The organism is Pseudomonas sp. MDT1-16, from assembly GCF_054898115.1.
Genome location: NZ_CM142717.1, coordinates 5,926,808 through 5,944,013, shown reverse-complemented (window position 1 = coordinate 5,944,013; position 17,206 = coordinate 5,926,808). Strand labels below are relative to the sequence as shown.

Sequence of the window (17,206 nt, the reverse complement as noted above, 5' to 3'; positions counted from 1 at the left end):
TACTAAGCGCCCAGACGAAAGATGTCTTTATGGCAGAGGAATCTGTGACGAAGGCCAAAAAGCCATCATTCATTTCGCGTGGCGTTGTCTTCTTTGTGTAATCTGAGATGAAGCGCTGAGCAGTGGCGTCGATGAGCTAATGTTAGTTCTTGGGTTTGGCAGCACAGGGAGCCTTGGAGTTTTGGCTGAAAACATGTCGGGCGTCCCGCCCTCTAAGGATCTTCGAGCATGTCGCGATTGCATCGAGCCTTTGCTTTGATTGGGTTGCTGTTGCTGACTCAAGGCGCGGCAGCGGAAAAGCTGCGATTGGTGGCCGATGCCTGGCCACCCTTTACCGATGCCACGCTGGTCAACGGTGGGTTGGCCACGGACATCGTCAGCACCGCTCTGGCCCGGGCCGGTTATGCCAGTGATTTCGAACAAGTGCCTTGGGCGCGGGCGATACTGGGGGTGGGCGAGGGTCGATACGACGTGTTGATCAACGCCTGGTACACCGACGATCGCACGAAAATTGGCCAGTTTTCCGGCGAATACCTGCTCAACCGTGTGCGGTTTCTCAAGCGCAAAGACACACCGATCGAATACGAGAACCTGCAACAACTGCATACCTACCCGATAGCGATGGTGCGCGGTTATGCCTATTCGCCGGAGTTTGATGGTGACGTGTCGCTGCAGAAAGTCCCGGTGCACAACTTCTCCATGGCTGTGCGCATGGTTGCTGCGGACCGGGTCAAATTGACGCTGGAGGACGAATACGTCGCGCGTTACTACTTGGCACTGGAATCCTCCAAAGTGCGCAATGCGGTGGAGTTTTTGCCCAAGCCACTGAGCGAGAACAGCCTGCACATCCTGGTCAGCCTGAAGAACCCCAGGCATGAACAGATCGTCGCCGGATTCGACCGCGAGATCGCGGCGATGAAAGTGGATGGGAGTTATCAGCGATTGATGAAGCTGCACGGAATGTAAGTGCCGGGCCCACGCTCAATTCTCACTCGTTTCCTTGAGGAGGTGCGTTGCCAACGTCCGCAATGGCCCAAGCTGTCGGCAGATCAACGCCAACTGCGTCTGCACCAATCGTTGCCCTTCATCGATCTCATCCGGCATCTGCTCAAGCGTATTGGCCAGTGCCTCTTCCTCATCGCTTTGAATCGCAATCGGCAGTTTGCTCGCCAGGCCTTGGGCAATTTCATCGAGGCTGGCGGCCAGTTTCACGCCTGCACCGTCGATCAACTGCTCGTGTACGTCCGGCGGTAGCTGGGTTTCCCGGTGTGCGCCCAGTCCGGACAAATAACTGAGCAAGGTGTGCGACAGCACCAGGAAGCGAAAACCGACATCCGCTTCCTTACGGAAATGCCCCGGTTCCATCAGCATGTTGGCGAGCGTCGTCGATAGGGCCGCATCAGCGTTGTGCGCGTTGCGGCGGGCCAGGCGATAAGCCAGGTCATCGCTTTTGCCGGCGGCGTATTGCTGCATGATCTGATGCAGGTAAATGCTGTTGCAGGTCAGCGTGTTGGCCAGCACTTTATTCAGGCGTCGGCCTTGCCAGTCCGGCAGGAACAAGAATACCGCCAGCCCGGCGATCAGGCTGCCGAGCAAGGTATCGAACAGCCGCGGCAGGAGCAGCCCGTAACCATCCCCGACCTGGTTGAAGCAGAACAGCACCATCAAGGTGATCGCGGCTGTGGCCAAGGTGTAGCGGGTGGTGCGGTTGATAAAGAACACCACCCCGGCGGCGATCGCAAAGCACGACTGGACCAACGGATTCGGAAACAGATCGAACAGCGCCCAGGCCACCGTCAGGCCGAAGGCGGTGCCGATGATCCGCTGGCCGAGTTTGCGGCGGGTGGCGCCGTAGTTTGGCTGGCAGACAAACAGCGTGGTGAGGATGATCCAGTAACCTTGGGACGGGTGGATCAAATGCACCATCGCGTAGCCGATGCTCAAGGCCAGGGGCAAACGCAGGGCGTGACGGAACAGTAACGAGGTCGGTGTCAGCTGGGTGCGCAAGCGTATCCAGACATCTTTGAGGCTGCGTGGCGAACGGTCGAGCAGGCTGCTGTCGGTGGCGTCGGCCAGGGCATCGGGGTTGCTGGCGTCGCTGAGCAAACGGTCGAGCGTGCCGAGGTTGGCCGCCAGTGCCCGCAACGAGCGCAACAACCCACGCCAGGCCGGGTTGCTCTGAATGCGCAGGTGTTCGAGGGAGGCGTGCAGATCGCTCAGGGTTTCGGCGAAGCTGGCGTCATAGATGAACGGCTGGCGCATCTGAATCGACTCGGCCAGCGCCCGGCAGGCCTTGCCTTGCTGGCGCAGCAGGCGCTGACAACGGAACATCACGTCGCTGTGGAAGAAGGCGTCGGCCAGGGCGTTGTAAGGGTAGTGCGAGGAGCTGGCGCGCTCGTGGATGTCCTGGGCGAGGAAGTACAACTTCAGGTATCGGCTGAGTTTCGAGCCCGGTCGACCGTTGCCCACCCGATGCAGGATGATCTCTTTGGCGGCGTTCAGTGCTGCCACGACACGACCGTTTTGCTGCGCCAGTTCCAGTCGACGCGCTTCCATGTCCATCTGGCGGATCGGCTCGAACAGCGACGATTTCAGCTTCAGGTAAAAACCCAGTTCACGGAACAACCGCGCCAGGCTTTGCTGCACGGGCTGATTGGAAAACAGCGCCTGCCACAGCACCGAGAGCAAACCGTACCAGGCCGCGCCGGCCACCAGCAGCACCGGCTCGTGCCAGAAATCGGTGACGGCGCCGCCGCGCTGGTCCACGCCGATCATGGTGTAGACCGACAGAATCAACGTCGCCGAGGCAATCGCGCCATAGCGTTCGCCGAGGGCACCGAGCATGGTCAGGCCGAAACTGGCCAGCGCCAGGGCGATGATAAAAATGATGGGGTAGGGGAACAGTAATTCGACGGAGAAGGCGGCGACGCTGAAACACACCAGCGTCACGGCCAGTGCGTTAAGGCGGCCCTGCCAACTGTCGTCGGTCTCGGCCAGGGCGCTGGCGATGATCCCGAGGAACAGCGGGATCAGCAGCCCCATTTCATCCTTATACCAACACAGCGCCATGCTGCCGGTCAGCGCGATGAACACCCGCACGCTGTAGCTGAATTTATCCAGCGCCCAGAGGCGACGCAGAGACTGATTAAACGGGGTCGATGGCATGAAGTGCGAAGGCCTTCCGAGGCAATGACGCTAAATCGAGTCAGTAATGACGCCGACTGGCCCGCGAAGAACGATAACGCGGTCGATCAGACGAATTGCGCGGCGGCGTAACCCGAGGCCCAGGCCCACTGGAAGTTGAAGCCGCCCAGATGACCGGTGACGTCGAGTACTTCACCAATGAAATACAGGCCGGGGCTTTTCAGCGATTCCATGGTCTTGGACGAGACTTCTCGCGTATCTACACCGCCCAGAGTCACTTCGGCGGTGCGGTAGCCTTCGGTGCCGGCCGGCACCACATTCCAACTCGCCAGTTTTTCGGCGATGTCGGCAATTTCCGCGTGGGTGTACTGCTTCATCGGTTTGGACACGAACCAGCTGTCCGCCAGCAGGTTGGCCATCTTCTTGGTGAAGATTTCCCCCAGCAGGGTTTTCAGCTCGCTGTTCGCACGCTCGGCCTGCTGCTGTTGCAGCCAGGTCGGTACGTCGTGATCCGGCAGCAGGTTGATCTGCACCGTATCGCCGGACTCCCAGAACGACGAGATCTGCAAAATCGCCGGGCCACTGAGGCCGCGGTGAGTGAACAGGATGTTCTCGCGGAAACTCTGGTCGTTGCAGCTCACCAGGCAATCCACCGATGTACCGGACAGCTCGGTGCAAAGCTCCTTGAGCTGATCGGTGATGGTGAACGGCACCAGCCCTGCGCGGGTCGGCAGCAAGTCGTGGCCGAACTGCCTGGCCACTTGATAACCGAAACCGGTCGCACCCAGCGTCGGGATCGACAAGCCGCCCGTGGCGATCACCAACGATTCGCAGGTGATCTGGTCGAGAGTGGTTTGCAGCAGGTAGCCGCTTTCCATTTTCTCGATGTGCTGGATCGAGGTGTCCAGGTGCAGGCTGACGCCGACCTGATCGCACTCGTTGAGCAGCATCTCGAGGATGTCGCTGGATTTGTTATCGCAGAACAATTGGCCGAGTTTTTTCTCGTGGTAGGGCACGCCGTGTTTGGCGACCATCCCAATGAAATCCCACTGGGTGTAGCGGGCCAGGGCCGATTTGCAGAAGTGTTCGTTCTGCGAGAGGAAATTGTTCGGTTCGGTGTACATGTTGGTGAAATTGCAGCGGCCACCGCCCGACATCAGGATTTTCTTGCCTGCCTTGTTCGCATGGTCGAGCAACATCACCTTGCGCCCGCGCCCGGCGGCGGTCAGCGCACACATCAAACCTGCGGCGCCAGCGCCAATGATCACGACTTCGGTAGAGCGCAAAACGGTGTCCTCACACAATGATCGTTCCCACGCTCTGCGTGGGAATGCCGCCATGGACGCTCTGCGTCCGCCGTTATGTGACGCGGAGCGTCACGGGATGCATTCCCACGCAGAGCGTGGGAACGATCAGGGTCAGAGGATGCGAACGCGCAACGAACGGCCTTTGATCTTGCCGTCGTTCAGGCGCTGCAAGGCTTGCTTGGCGATCCCGCGTTCAACAGCCACATACGCCTGGAAGTCGAAAATCGCGATCTTGCCAACCTGAGCGCCCGGAATGCCCGCATCGCCAGTCAGTGCGCCAAGAATGTCGCCCGGACGAACCTTGTCTTTACGGCCCGCGCCGATGACAAGCGTGCTCATCACCGGCAGCAGCGGCGCGCCGCCCTGGGATTTGAGGTTGTCCAGCTGATCCCAGCTCAACGGCGACTTCTGCAGTTGCTCGATGGCCTGGGCGCGGTGCGCTTCGGACGGTGCGACCAGGCTGATCGCAATGCCTTTCTCACCCGCGCGGCCAGTACGGCCCACACGGTGGATGTGAATTTCCGAGTCACGGGCCAGTTCGACGTTGATCACCATGTCCAGCGCATCGATGTCCAGACCGCGAGCGGCGACGTCGGTGGCAACCAGGACCGAAGTACTGCGGTTGGCGAACATGGCCAGTACCTGGTCACGGTCACGCTGTTCCAGATCGCCATGCAGGCCGACGGCGGAGATGCCTTTGGAGGTCAGGTGATCGACGGTTTCCTGAACCTGCTGCTTGGTGAAGCAGAATGCCACGGTGGACGCCGGACGATGATGCGCGAGGACTTTGACCACGGCGTCCATGCGCTCTTCCGGGGAGATTTCGTAGAAGCGCTGCTCGATCTGCGTGTCGTCATGGAACGCCTCGGCCTTCACGATCTGAGGGGTGCGCATGAATTTCGCCGCCAACTGCTTGATACCCGTCGGGTACGTGGCGGAGAACAGCAGGGTCTGGCGACGCTCTGGGGTCTGGGCAATGATTTCTTCGATGGAGTCGTAGAAACCCATGTCGAGCATGCGGTCGGCTTCGTCGAGGATCAGCGTGTTCAGGCCATGGAGCACCAGCGAACCTTTGCGCAAATGCTGCTGAAGGCGACCCGGAGTGCCGACGATGATGTGCGCGCCGTGCTCCAGCGAACCGATCTGCGGGCCGAAGGACACGCCGCCGCACAGGGTCAGGACCTTGATGTTGTCTTCGGCGCGGGCCAGGCGACGGATTTCCTTGGCGACCTGGTCAGCCAACTCGCGAGTCGGGCAAATGACCAGCGCCTGGCAACCGAAGAAGCGCGGATTGATCGGGTTCAACAGGCCGATACCGAAGGCGGCGGTCTTGCCGCTGCCGGTCTTGGCTTGGGCGATCAGGTCCATCCCCTTGAGGATCACCGGCAAGCTTTGCGCCTGGATCGGCGTCATCTGGGCATAACCGAGGGAGTCGAGGTTAGCCAGCATGGCGGCGGACAGCGGCAAAGTATTAAAAGCGGTGGCGATGGTGGTCACGGGACTGGCCTGCAAAACAAAATGTCGCGCAGTGTACCAGCCTCGCTCTCTCTACCTGCAAATTCTGGACGAATAGTCGTAGCAGCTGCCGAGGCACGAGGCGGCGTTGGGCTGCGAAGCGGCCCCCGGGGGCGGTCCTGCGGACACGCAACGCAGCCTCGTGCCTCGGCAGCTGCTACAGATCAGTGCTCTATATCGTGTTCGCGGCTGACCGTCCGTCGGCCATCCTTTGGTGAGAGCTGCGAGAAGATCGTCGCGGCCAGCATCGCCATGATTCCGACTGTTACAAAAGTCAGCTGGAACGCGCCCAGAACCGTGTCCACTCCGTCGTTGCCGATCTCCGCCGTGAAGCCGCCGAGCAGCGCACCGGCACAGGCAACGCCAAGGCTCAGGGACAATTGCGCGACCACCGACAGCAAGCTATTGCCGCTGCTGGCGCTGGCATCGTCGAGGTCAATCAGGGTCACGGTGTTCATTGCGGTGAACTGCAAGGAGTTGATCGCCCCCAGAATCGATAGCATCACCAACAACAGCCAGTACGGCGTTTGCTCGCTGACCAGGCCCATGCTCGCCAGCATCAACCCCAGCGCCAACGTGTTGCCGGTCAGTACGATGCGATAGCCCAAACGTTCGATCAGCGGTCGCGCCACCGACTTGGCGACCATCGCTGCCGCCGCCAGCGGCAGCATGCTCATCCCGGCCTGGGACGGCGAATAGCCCAGCGCTATTTGAAGCAGCAACGGCACGAGAAACGGCAGGGCGCCGCTGCCCAGTCGGGCGAACAGGTTGCCGAGGATGCCCACGGCAAACGTCCGGGTCTTGAACAGCGATGGCGCGAACAGCGGATTGTCGATGTGCCCGGCCCGCAACCAGTACGCGGCCAGACAGGCCATGCCACCGAACAGCAGCAACATCACGCGCAAGTGCGGCAGGTGCAATTCGCCGAGACCTTCCATGGCAATGGTGATCAGCACCATCGCTGCGCCAAACAGCAAAAAGCCCAGGCTGTCGAAACGCGTGCGTTCGCTGCCACGCAGATCGGGGATGAATTTCCACACCGCGTAGCACCCGACGGCGCCCACCGGCAGGTTGATCAGGAAGATCCAGTGCCAGGTCAGGTATTCGACCATCCAGCCGCCCATGGTCGGGCCGATCAACGGGCCGAGCAATCCGGGAATGGTGATGAAGCCCATGATCCGCACCAAATCCGAGCGCGGGTAGGCGCGTAGCACCACCAATCGCCCGACCGGCAGCATCAACGCACCGCCCAGGCCCTGGATCACCCGCGCGCCAATCAGCATGCTCAGGGTGCTCGACAACGCGCAGAGCAACGAGCCGAGGCTGAACAGCAGAATCGCGCCGAAGAAGATTTTCTTGGTGCCGAAGCGGTCGGCAATCCAGCCCGAGGCGGGGATCAGCAAGGCGACGGTGAGCATGTAGGCGATGATCACGCCCTGCATGCGCAGCGGGTCTTCGGCCAGGTCCCGGGCCATGGCGGGCAGGGCGGTGTTGAGGATGGTGCCGTCGAGGGATTGCATGAAGAAAGCGATCGCGACAACCCACGGCACCCAGCGGGCGGTGACAGCGTCGAGAGGCGGGCGGCTGGGCATGGGACCTCTTGTTGTCGGAGATGATCGTTCCCACGCTCCGCGTGGGAATGCCTCAATGGACGCTCCGCGTCCGCTTCGGCAGGGACGCGGAGCGTCCCAGGCTGCATTCCCACGCGGAGCGTGGGAACGATCTGTGTCAGAGGGTCAAGGTCAGTTTGCTGATCAGGGCACCTGGCAACAACGCCGAGGCCGTGGCCCGCTGACTGTAGGTGCTCGCCGACAACATCAACTCGCGCTCTTCGGTCAATGCTTCCAGCTGCGATCCCAGCAAACTGTAGGCACTGTCATCAAACCGCATGGTACTCACCGGCGCCTGAATCTCGCCGTTCTCGACCCAGAAGGTCGCAAACCGCGTCATGCCGGTCAGGCGTGCTGCCGGCTGATCCGAGTAGTTCAGGTACCACAAGTTGCTGATGTACAAGCCAGTGCCCAATTGCTTGAGAATCTCTGCGTCAGGCAACGTACCGGCCGCCATGTTCACTGCGCTCGGCATTTCACCACCGCTGGCGCCGTTGGCGGTCAGACCGTACTCGGCCGCACTGCGTGAACTGACCATCTGCACGCCGGCCTTGCCGTTGACGATCAACCCAAGATCGCTGCGCGGATACCCTTCGCCGGAGAATGCCGGGCTCAACGAACCGCTGACCTTTTCATCGACGGACACCAACGGGCTGAACGAAATGTCGCCCGCGTAAAGCTTCTGCAGCGGACTGCTTTTGCTGGCAATTGACTGCGCCGAGAAACCACCCCAGCCCAGCATGTCCATGATTTCCCCTAGGGCGGCCGGCGCTAGATAGGCGCGGTACTGACCCGGCGCCAGGGTGTGTTGTGGTCGGCCTAGAAACGCCAACTGCTCGCGCGCCAGCGCAAAGCGCCTGGCAAACCCTTCGCTGTTCCAGTCGTGCCCGGCGTAACTGGCTTTCACCGCCTGGCCGTTGTCATGGAACAGGCTGAAGTCGAAGTTGAAGCTGTTGGCCTGGTGCCAACCGAACGCACCCGAAGAGCTGGCGAAACCGCGACTGATCGGGCCGGCAGCATAGAAGCCCACCAGGTCCAGCCCTTCGGCGGCCTGGGTGATTTCGGCCACCACCTGCTCGGTGTCCGGCAGCGGATGTTCCTGCACGTTCTTGCTCTGCCAGTCGTTGTGGTTGAGCAGCAGGTACGGGTCCTGCGGCAACAACGGCAAGGTTTCGCGCAACTGTTGCAGACCTTCGGCGAGGCGCTGAACATCGACTTCGGCATCACCGGAAAGGGTGATGTTCAGGTCGGCGTGGCGACCCTCGTTGGTCAGTTTGAAACCGACACTCGCCTGCTGCACCTGACCGGCCTGACGAACCTTGGCGTGGTTGAAGCGCACGAAGGCCGACGATTCGGCGGCGTAGCTGAGGGTGAATTGTTCCGGCTCGCGAATCGCATCGCGCAGCCAGTTGACCAAAGCCTTGAACGACTCGGCCTGATTTTTTGAAGTGCTCATCAGGCGTCTCCCCCAAATACATCTACGTTGCTGAACACACAGGCCGGCGAGGCATGGCCGACGCGAATGACCTGATTCGGTTCGCCCTTGCCGCAGTTCGGCGTACCCAGAACCTTCAAGGAGCTGGCGTCACCGACGGCGCTGAGGCTTTTCCAGAACTGTGCGGAAATCGCCCGGTAGTTCGGGTTTTTCACTACACCTTTGAGCTCGCCGTTTTCGATCAACTGAGCCCATTCGCAGCCGAACTGGAATTTGTTGCGCGCATCGTCGATGGACCACGAACGATTGGTCGACATCATGATGCCGTGCTCGATGTTGCCGATCAGCTGTTCCAGTGGCTGATCGCCGGGCTCGATGTTCAGGTTGGCCATGCGGTCGATTGGCGGGCGGTTCCAGCCGCAGGCGCGGCTGTTGGCGACACCGTCCATGCCGGCACGGAATTGCGACAACGCACCACCCAGTGGGCGCAGCAGCAAGCCTTCTTTAATCAGAAACTGTTTGCTCGCGGCAGTGCCGTCGTCGTCATGGCCGTAACTGGCGAGCTGCTCGGGGATGTCCGGGTCGAAGGTCACGTTGAGCAATTTGGAGCCGTACTGCAGATGGCCGAAGTCTTCTGCCTTGACGAAACTGGTGCCGGCATAATTGCGTTCGTCGCCCAGGATTCGGTCCAGCTCCAGTGGGTGGCCGATGGATTCGTGGATCTGCAGCATCATCTGGTCCGGCATCAGCAGCAGGTCGCGTGCGCCTTGCGGGGTGTTCGGTGCCAGCAGCAATTGCAACGCCTGATCGGCGACTTTCGGGCCGGCGCCGACCAGGCCGCAGCGGCTGATGACATCGAAGCCACCCTGTTGGCCAAAGTTCTCGCGGCCAAGGGTGCGGGTCTGGCTGTCGCTACCGTTGTAGGCGGTGACTTCCAGGCTTGGGTAGACGAAACGCTGGGCCTGACGCAGTTCGGCGCCGGCGCTGCTGAGGTAGATCTGCTCGACGTGGGTGATGCCGATGCTCACCTGCCAGTTCACCAATCGCTCGTCCTTGGGCACGGCGGCGGATTCGGCGCCGAGCAGTTGGTAGCAGTCGCTCAGGGATGGGAAGGGCTGGTTCAGATTCGGTGAAAAGTAGTCGGCGCGGTCGCTGGAGACGCCTTGCTCGCGCAGGTCGAGCAAGGCGTGGGGCTTGAGTCGACGGGCTTGTTGCTCGGCTCTCTCCAGCGCGGCTTGCAGGCCTGATTGGGACAGGTCGTTGGTCGCGGCGTAGGCTTCGACGCCGTTGACTCGAATGGTCAGCATCGCGCCTTCGTCATGGCTCAGGCTCGGAGGTTCGGCGACATTCTTGCGCACCGACAGGTATTGACCGGACTCGCGCACATAACGCAGCGAAAAGAATTCAGCGCCCGTGCGCAAGGCAGCGAAGCGCTGCTTGAGCTGGGGGTGGAAATCGAACATTCGGGAACCTCCTTGGTATGGAGTGGCGGTGTATCGATGTTGCGAGGGGGTGAAACGTTTGCGTGGCGCTAGATTAGGCCTGAGCGGGGGGTAGGATCAAGGGCGGAGCGGTGTAGGAATGGATTACCAGGGTGTATCAGGAGGTTGTGTGTTGGTTGGGAGGACCCCTTCGCGGGCAAGCCTCGCTCCTACAAGGAAACACGATCCCATGTAGGAGCGAGGCTTGCCCGCGAAGGGCGCACCTCGGTATTACGTCTTACTGAGCAGTAAGGCTCACATCCCGCAACGGCTTGCCACGCACCGGTGCATTACCGGCCACGAAGTAGTCGGCGGTGCTGCGCGGCAATGACTGGCGACCACGGATCTTGTCGGCGATTTTCTCGGCGATCATGATCGTTGGCGCGTTCAGGTTGCCGGTGGTGATGATGGGCATGATCGAGGCGTCGACCACGCGCAGGGCTTGCATGCCATGCACACGACCTTCGGCATCAACCACGGCCATTTCGTCGGTGCCCATCTTGCACGAGCAGGACGGGTGGAACGCGGTTTCGGCGTGTTCGCGGATGAACTTGTCCAGCTGCTCATCGGTTTGCACGTCGATGCCGGGGCTGATTTCGCGGCCACGGAAAGCGTCCAGCGCAGGCTGTTGCATGATTTCACGGGTCAGGCGGATGCCGTCACGGAATTCCTGCCAGTCCTGCTCGGTGGCCATGTAGTTGAACAGGATGCTCGGGTACTCGCGCGGATCCTTGGACTTGGCCTGAATGCGACCACGGCTCGGCGAACGCATGGAACCCATGTGCGCCTGGAAACCGTGCTCTTTCACGCCGTTGCTGCCGTTGTAGTTAATCGCGACCGGCAGGAAGTGGTACTGAATGTTCGGCCAATCGAATTCTTCGCGAGTACGGATGAAACCGCCGGCTTCGAACTGGTTGCTGGCGCCGATGCCGGTGCCGTTAAACAGCCACTCGGCACCGATGGCCGGTTGGTTGTACCAAAGCAGCGACGGGTACAGCGAAACCGGTTGGGTGCACGCGTATTGCAGGTACAGCTCAAGGTGATCCTGCAGGTTTTCGCCGACACCTGGCAGGTCGTGGACCACCGGAATGTCGAGCTTGTTCAGCAGTTCGGCAGGGCCGACGCCGGAACGTTGCAGAATCTGCGGCGAAGCGATGGCGCCGGAGCACAGCAGCACTTCTTTGCGGGCGCGGGCTTCAACGCGCTCTTCAGCGGAGCCGATCAAGTAACGCACGCCGACTGCACGCTTGCCTTCGAACAGAATCTTGTCGGTCAGGGCGTGGGTGACGATGGTCAGGGTCGAGCGCTTCTTGGCGATGTCCAGGTAACCGCGAGCGGTGCTGGCGCGACGGCCGTTCGGCGTCACGGTGCGGTCCATCGGGCCGAAACCTTCCTGCTGATAACCGTTGAGGTCTTCGGTACGCGGATAACCGGCTTGCACGCCGGCTTCAACCATCGCGTGGAACAGCGGGTTGTTGCCGGCTTTCGGCGTGGTCACGCTGACCGGACCGTCGCCACCGTGGTAGTCGTTCGCGCCGATGTCCCGAGTTTCAGCCTTGCGGAAGTACGGCAGGCAGTTCAGGTAGTCCCAGTCTTCCAGGCCTGGCAGTTTCGACCAGTTGTCGTAGTCCATCGCGTTGCCGCGGATGTAGCACATGCCGTTGATCAGCGAAGAACCACCCAGGCCCTTGCCGCGACCGCATTCCATCCGGCGACCGTCCATGTGTGGCTCTGGATCGGTTTCGTACCCCCAGTTGTAGCGACGACCTTGCAGTGGGAACGCCAAAGCGGCCGGCATTTGCGTGCGGAAATCCAAACGGTAGTCCGGGCCGCCTGCTTCGAGCAGCAGGACGGTGACGCCTTGGTCTTCAGTCAGACGGGTCGCCAGGGTGTTACCGGCCGAGCCGGCACCGATGATGATGTAATCGAATTCTTGGGACATTAAATGCACCCTCTTTGAAGTTGGTCAGGTCGCCTGTAGCAGCTGTCGAGGCACGAGGCTGCGTTGGGTCGCGCAGCGGCCCTCTGAGGGCGGTCCTGCGGACACGCAACGCAGCCTCGTACCTCGGCAGCTGCTACAGGGTTTTCAGCCGGGGTTTAGAACACCGAGGCGTAATCGCCCAGTTCGACCTGTACCGATTTGATGCGTGTGAAGTTGTTCAGCGAGCTGATGCCGTTCTCACGGCCCACGCCCGACTGCTTGTAGCCGCCGACCGGCATTTTGGCGTCGGACTCGCCCCAGGCGTTGATCCAGCAGATACCGGCTTCCAGTTGGTGAATCACGCGGTGAGCGCGGTTCAGGTCTTTGGTGACGATGCCAGCCGCCAGGCCGAAGTCGGTGTCGTTGGCACGACGGATCACTTCTTCTTCGGTGTCGTAGGTCAGGATGCTCATCACCGGGCCGAAGATTTCCTCGCGAACGATGGTCATCTCGTCGGTGCAGTCGGTGAACACGGTCGGTGCCACGAATGCGCCTTTGGCGAAGTCGCCGTCGGTCAGGCGAGTACCGCCGCACAGGACGCGAGCGCCTTCTTCCTTACCTTTGGCGATGTAACCCAGCACGCTTTCCATGTGGGCGAAGCTGACCAGCGGGCCGAAATTGGTGTTTTCGTCTTCTGGGTTGCCGATGCGGATGCGCGCAACACGCTCAGCGATCTTGGCTTCGAAAGCGGCTTTCAGATGAGTCGGTACGAACACGCGAGTGCCGTTGGTGCAGACCTGACCGGAGCTGTAGAAGTTGGCCATCATCGCGGTGTCGGCGGCGCGATCGAGGTCGGCGTCGTCGAAAATGATCAGCGGGGATTTGCCGCCCAACTCCATGGTCACGTCTTTCAGCGAAGACGCGGAAGCGCTGGCCATCACTTTCTTGCCAGTGTCGGTGCCGCCGGTGAAGGAGATTTTTTCGATGCGTGGGTGCTCGGTCAACCAAGTGCCGACTTCACGGCCGCTACCGGTCAGCACGTTGAACACGCCAGCCGGAACGCCGGCTTCGGTGTAGATCTCGGCCAGTTTCAGCGTGGTCAGGGACGTGACTTCGCTTGGCTTGAAGATCATCGCGTTACCGGCCGCCAGGGCTGGTGCGGATTTCCACAGGGCGATCTGGATCGGGTAGTTCCACGCGCCGATACCGGCCACAACACCCAGCGGCTCGCGACGTGTGTAGACGAACGAAGTGGTGCGCAACGGAATCTGCTCGCCTTCGATAGCCGGAACCAGACCTGCGTAGTACTCCAGCACGTCAGCGCCGGTAACGATGTCGACGTAACGGGTTTCGGAGTACGACTTGCCGGTGTCCAGGGTTTCCAGGGCAGCCAGTTCATCGTTGCGCTCGCGCAAGATGTCCACGGCACGACGCAGGATGCGCGAACGCTCCATGGCGGTCATCGCGGCCCAGATTTTCTGGCCCTTTTCAGCGCTGACCACAGCACGCTCAACGTCTTCCTTGGTCGCACGCTGTACGGTTGCGAGGACTTCACCGTTAGCCGGGTTGATGGCTTCGAAGGTGGCGTCGCTGCTGGCGTCGGAGTAGCCGCCATCGATGTAGAGTTTTTGCAGTTCGAAACGGGCCATAGTGTCCTCGCAAGTGCATAAGTGGTTGGCGTTGACCACTGGGCGTGCCTTATAGCTTGGGCAACGCTGGTCAGTGGCAGTTCAGGTGCTGAGCGGTTCTGTGTGCTCTAACTCACCTGCTTGGCCAGTTGGAAATCCATGTATTCGTAAGCGATCTGGTGCGCTTGCCCGGTGTCGAAAGCATCTCCCGACAGCGCGCCGCGCAACCACAAGCCGTCAATGAGGGCCGCCAGGCCGCGGGCGGCGCTGCGCGCTTGATCGAGCGGCAACACACGGCGGAACTGGCAGCACAGGTTGGAATACAGGCGGTGATCGTTAATCCGCTGCAACCTGTGCAATGACGGGTGGTGCATGCTGGTGGCCCAGAAGGCCAGCCAGGTTTTCATTGCCGGGCCATTGACCTGGCTGGCGTCGAAGTTGCCTTCGATGATCACCTGCAGATGCGCCCGTGGGCTGTCATCTGCCAGCGCCTGACGGCGCGCGGTGACGTTCTCGCTGAGCACGCTCATCAGGTACTGCGCCGTGGCAGCGATCAGGCCGTTTTTGTCCTGAAAATAGTGACTGATGATGCCATTTGAGACACCGGCCAAACGGGCGATCAGCGCAATGCTGGCGTCCCCCATTCCGACCTGATCGACGGCCTGCAATGTGGCTTCGATCAACTGCTGGCGGCGGATGGGTTGCATACCGACCTTGGGCATCTTGCACATCTCCTTAGGCCTTCCGGCGGACGTAAAACGTCTATCGGATTGAGGGCCAGTCTATTTTGTTTTGATTGAACGTTCAATCAACAAAGAATAAGATCTGCGACAAATCGTCGCTACCTAACAGGTTTTTCCTAAACGTAGTTGGCGAAAAACGACATCCGAAAACGCTCGAAACCCTTGCGCACTGGCGCTCCCGGGCTTCGGGCTTTTTTCGGGGTGTCTTTATATCACCCGCCGGTCGGCTGCCAACTAACCGATTAGTCGGGTACCGCGTTGCCTTGTGTTCTTCTCCCGCACTGCCCGGAGCATCTGTGCCATGAGTTCTGCCTCTCTTATAAAGACCCCACCCGAGAAGGTGACGGTCAACGGTTGGGTGTTCTACACCTCTACCGCGTTGATCCTGTTGTTGACCGCCATTCTGATCATTGCCCCGCAAGAGGCCGGCAGATTGCTCGGCATCGCCCAAGCATGGTTGTCCCGCAGCTTCGGCTGGTACTACATGGTGGTGATCGCCGCTTACCTGGTCTTCGTGCTCGGCCTGGCGTTTTCGTCCTACGGCAAACTCAAGCTGGGCAGTAAGGACGACACCCCAGACTTCAGCTATGGCGCCTGGGCGGGGATGCTATTCTCGTCGGGTATCGGCATCTCGCTGTTGTACTTCGGTGCTTCCGAGCCGCTGGACCACTACTTCAATCCGCCGGAAGGCGTGGCCGGCAGCAACCTTGCTGCACGTCAGGCGGTTCAGCTGACGTTCCTGCACTGGGGCCTGCATGGCTGGGCGATTTATGCATTGGTCGGCCTGGCCGTGGCGTACTTTGCGTATCGCCATAACCAGCCGCTGGCATTGCGTTCGGCGCTGTATCCGTTGGTCGGCGAGCGTTGGGTCAAAGGCGCGGCCGGGCATGCGGTGGACGGCTTTGGCATGTTCGTGACCCTGCTGGGGCTGGTGACGAACCTGGGGATTGGTTCGCTGCAAGTGTCGTCGGGCCTTGAAAACCTGTTCGGCATGGAGCACAACAACACCAACCTGCTGATCGTGATCATCGTGATGAGCACCGTGGCGACCATCGCTGCCGTGTCCGGCGTGGAAAACGGTATTCGCCGTCTGTCCAACCTGAACATTGTGCTGTTCAGCGGTCTGCTGATTTTCGTGCTGCTGTTCGGCCCGACCCTGCACCTGCTCAACGGCTTCGTGCAAAACGTCGGCGACTACCTGAACAGCGTGGTGCTGAAAACGTTCGACCTCTATGTGTACGAAGGCGACAGTGAGAAATCCGACCGCTGGTTGGGCCTGTGGACCCTGTTCTACTGGGCCTGGTGGATTTCCTGGGCGCCATTTGTAGGCATGTTCATCGCGCGTATTTCCCGTGGTCGCACGGTGCGTGAACTGGTGGCCGGTGTGCTGCTGATCCCGCTGGGTTTCACCTTGGCGTGGCTGTCGATCTTCGGTAACTCGGCCCTGGACCTGGTGATGAACCACGGGGCGGTGGAGCTCGGGAAGACGGCGCTGGAACAGCCGTCCATGGCGATTTACCAGTTGCTGGAGCATTACCCGGCGTCGAAGATTGTGATCGGCGTGTCGATCTTTGTTGGTTTTGTGCTGTTCCTGACCCCGGCGGATTCCGGCGCGGTGATGATGGCCAACCTTTCGTGCAAGGGCGGCAACGTTGACGAAGATGCGCCGCACTGGCTGCGGATCTTCTGGTCGGCGGTGATTACCCTGGTGACCATCGGCCTGCTGTTTGCCGGTAACTTCGAAGCCATGCAAACCATGGTGGTGCTGGCCGGTCTGCCGTTCTCGGTGGTGCTGGTGTTCTTCATGTTCGGCTTGCACAAGGCCATGCGCCAGGACGTGCAGATCGAACAGGAGCAAGCGGAGCTCGCAGCGCGCGGTCGTCGTGGTTTCAGCGAGCGTTTGACTCAGCTGGACTTGCAGCCGAATCAGTCGATCGTTCAGCGTTTCATGGACAAGCAAGTGAGCCCGGCGCTGGAAGAGGCTGCGGTGCAACTGCGTACTCAAGGCCTGGATGTGCAAACGTTGCTGGGCAAGGCCAAGCGTTGCATGGGCCTGCGGATCGAGAGGGAAGAGGGCAACCCTTTTGTCTACGAAGTGAGCCTGGACGGCTATCTGGCAGCGGCGAGCGACACGGTTTCGGCTGAGAGTGCTGATGAACCGCGCGCACGTTACTACCGCGCCGAGGTTTATTTGCACAATGGCAGCCAGGACTACGACTTGATGGGCTTCACTCAAGATCAGATCACCCGTGACGTGCTCGATCAGTTTGAAAGCCATCGGCAGCTCCTTGGCCGGGTCTATAGCTAATGTTGAAGGGCGCGGTGCATCAGATGCACCGCGTCGCATCCTTCGCGGGCAAGCCTCGCTCCTACAGGATTTCCGTTGAACTTGTAGGAGCGAGGCTTGCCCGCGAAGGGGCCA

11 protein-coding genes are annotated in these 17,206 nt (G+C 60.7%); 2 read left to right on the top strand and 9 right to left on the bottom strand.

The window, feature by feature from the left end; all coding sequences use genetic code 11:
- Positions 1 to 228 precede the first annotated feature (228 nt).
- The gene (locus tag ACYZT3_RS27505; protein WP_282380610.1) at positions 229 to 966 is read left to right on the top strand and encodes a substrate-binding periplasmic protein; all 738 of its coding nucleotides are present in this window, start codon (positions 229 to 231) and stop codon (positions 964 to 966) included.
- Positions 967 to 981: 15 nt separating this feature from the next.
- Here ACYZT3_RS27505 and yccS read toward each other — a convergent pair whose 3' ends face one another.
- From yccS to betI, 9 genes are all read right to left on the bottom strand, one after another.
- Positions 982 to 3,165 (bottom strand): YccS family putative transporter, encoded by a 2,184-nt coding sequence (gene yccS, locus ACYZT3_RS27500; RefSeq protein ID WP_462031145.1) that lies wholly within the window; start codon positions 3,163 to 3,165, stop codon positions 982 to 984.
- A gap of 86 nt (positions 3,166 to 3,251) precedes the next feature.
- A complete protein-coding gene (locus ACYZT3_RS27495; protein WP_462031144.1) occupies positions 3,252 to 4,430 on the bottom strand; it encodes a BaiN/RdsA family NAD(P)/FAD-dependent oxidoreductase in 1,179 nt (392 codons plus the stop codon).
- Positions 4,431 to 4,562: 132 nt separating this feature from the next.
- A complete protein-coding gene (gene dbpA / locus ACYZT3_RS27490; protein WP_462032435.1) occupies positions 4,563 to 5,900 on the bottom strand; it encodes an ATP-dependent RNA helicase DbpA in 1,338 nt (445 codons plus the stop codon).
- A gap of 230 nt (positions 5,901 to 6,130) precedes the next feature.
- Positions 6,131 to 7,558, bottom strand: a complete 1,428-nt coding sequence (gene mdtD, locus ACYZT3_RS27485) for a multidrug transporter subunit MdtD (protein WP_462031143.1) — start codon at positions 7,556 to 7,558, stop codon at positions 6,131 to 6,133.
- A gap of 136 nt (positions 7,559 to 7,694) precedes the next feature.
- Complete coding sequence (locus ACYZT3_RS27480) at positions 7,695 to 9,032, bottom strand: TldD/PmbA family protein (protein ID WP_462031142.1); 1,338 nt, start codon at positions 9,030 to 9,032, stop codon at positions 7,695 to 7,697.
- The gene (locus tag ACYZT3_RS27475) at positions 9,032 to 10,474 is read right to left on the bottom strand and encodes a TldD/PmbA family protein (RefSeq protein ID WP_462031141.1); all 1,443 of its coding nucleotides are present in this window, start codon (positions 10,472 to 10,474) and stop codon (positions 9,032 to 9,034) included. Before ACYZT3_RS27475 ends, ACYZT3_RS27480 begins: the two co-directional genes overlap by 1 nt.
- Before the next feature lie 256 nt (positions 10,475 to 10,730).
- Positions 10,731 to 12,434 carry a choline dehydrogenase gene (gene betA / locus ACYZT3_RS27470; protein WP_462031140.1) on the bottom strand — a complete coding sequence of 568 codons (1,704 nt, stop codon included), beginning with the start codon at positions 12,432 to 12,434 and terminating at the stop codon, positions 10,731 to 10,733.
- 155 nt (positions 12,435 to 12,589) lie between these two features.
- On the bottom strand, positions 12,590 to 14,062 hold the full coding sequence (betB, locus tag ACYZT3_RS27465; protein ID WP_282380597.1) for a betaine-aldehyde dehydrogenase: 1,473 nt from the start codon (positions 14,060 to 14,062) through the stop codon (positions 12,590 to 12,592).
- A gap of 107 nt (positions 14,063 to 14,169) precedes the next feature.
- Positions 14,170 to 14,763 carry a transcriptional regulator BetI gene (gene betI / locus ACYZT3_RS27460; RefSeq protein ID WP_282380595.1) on the bottom strand — a complete coding sequence of 198 codons (594 nt, stop codon included), beginning with the start codon at positions 14,761 to 14,763 and terminating at the stop codon, positions 14,170 to 14,172.
- Positions 14,764 to 15,142: 379 nt separating this feature from the next.
- On the opposite strand from betI, the gene ACYZT3_RS27455 reads away from it, so the two are divergent.
- Positions 15,143 to 17,092 (top strand): BCCT family transporter, encoded by a 1,950-nt coding sequence (locus ACYZT3_RS27455; RefSeq protein WP_282380656.1) that lies wholly within the window; start codon positions 15,143 to 15,145, stop codon positions 17,090 to 17,092.
- The last annotated feature ends 114 nt before the right edge of the window (positions 17,093 to 17,206 follow it).

Excerpts from the sequence above, each read along its gene's own strand:
- ACYZT3_RS27505 (WP_282380610.1), top strand. The coding sequence starts at position 229 with ATGTCGCGATTGCATCGAGCCTTTGCTTTGATTGGGTTGCTGTTGCTG.
- yccS (WP_462031145.1), bottom strand. The coding sequence starts at position 3,165 with ATGCCATCGACCCCGTTTAATCAGTCTCTGCGTCGCCTCTGGGCGCTG.
- dbpA (WP_462032435.1), bottom strand. The coding sequence starts at position 5,900 with ATGCTGGCTAACCTCGACTCCCTCGGTTATGCCCAGATGACGCCGATC.
- mdtD (WP_462031143.1), bottom strand. The coding sequence starts at position 7,558 with ATGCCCAGCCGCCCGCCTCTCGACGCTGTCACCGCCCGCTGGGTGCCG.
- ACYZT3_RS27480 (WP_462031142.1), bottom strand. The coding sequence starts at position 9,032 with ATGAGCACTTCAAAAAATCAGGCCGAGTCGTTCAAGGCTTTGGTCAAC.
- ACYZT3_RS27475 (WP_462031141.1), bottom strand. The coding sequence starts at position 10,474 with ATGTTCGATTTCCACCCCCAGCTCAAGCAGCGCTTCGCTGCCTTGCGC.
- betA (WP_462031140.1), bottom strand. The coding sequence starts at position 12,434 with ATGTCCCAAGAATTCGATTACATCATCATCGGTGCCGGCTCGGCCGGT.
- betB (WP_282380597.1), bottom strand. The coding sequence starts at position 14,062 with ATGGCCCGTTTCGAACTGCAAAAACTCTACATCGATGGCGGCTACTCC.
- betI (WP_282380595.1), bottom strand. The coding sequence starts at position 14,763 with ATGCCCAAGGTCGGTATGCAACCCATCCGCCGCCAGCAGTTGATCGAA.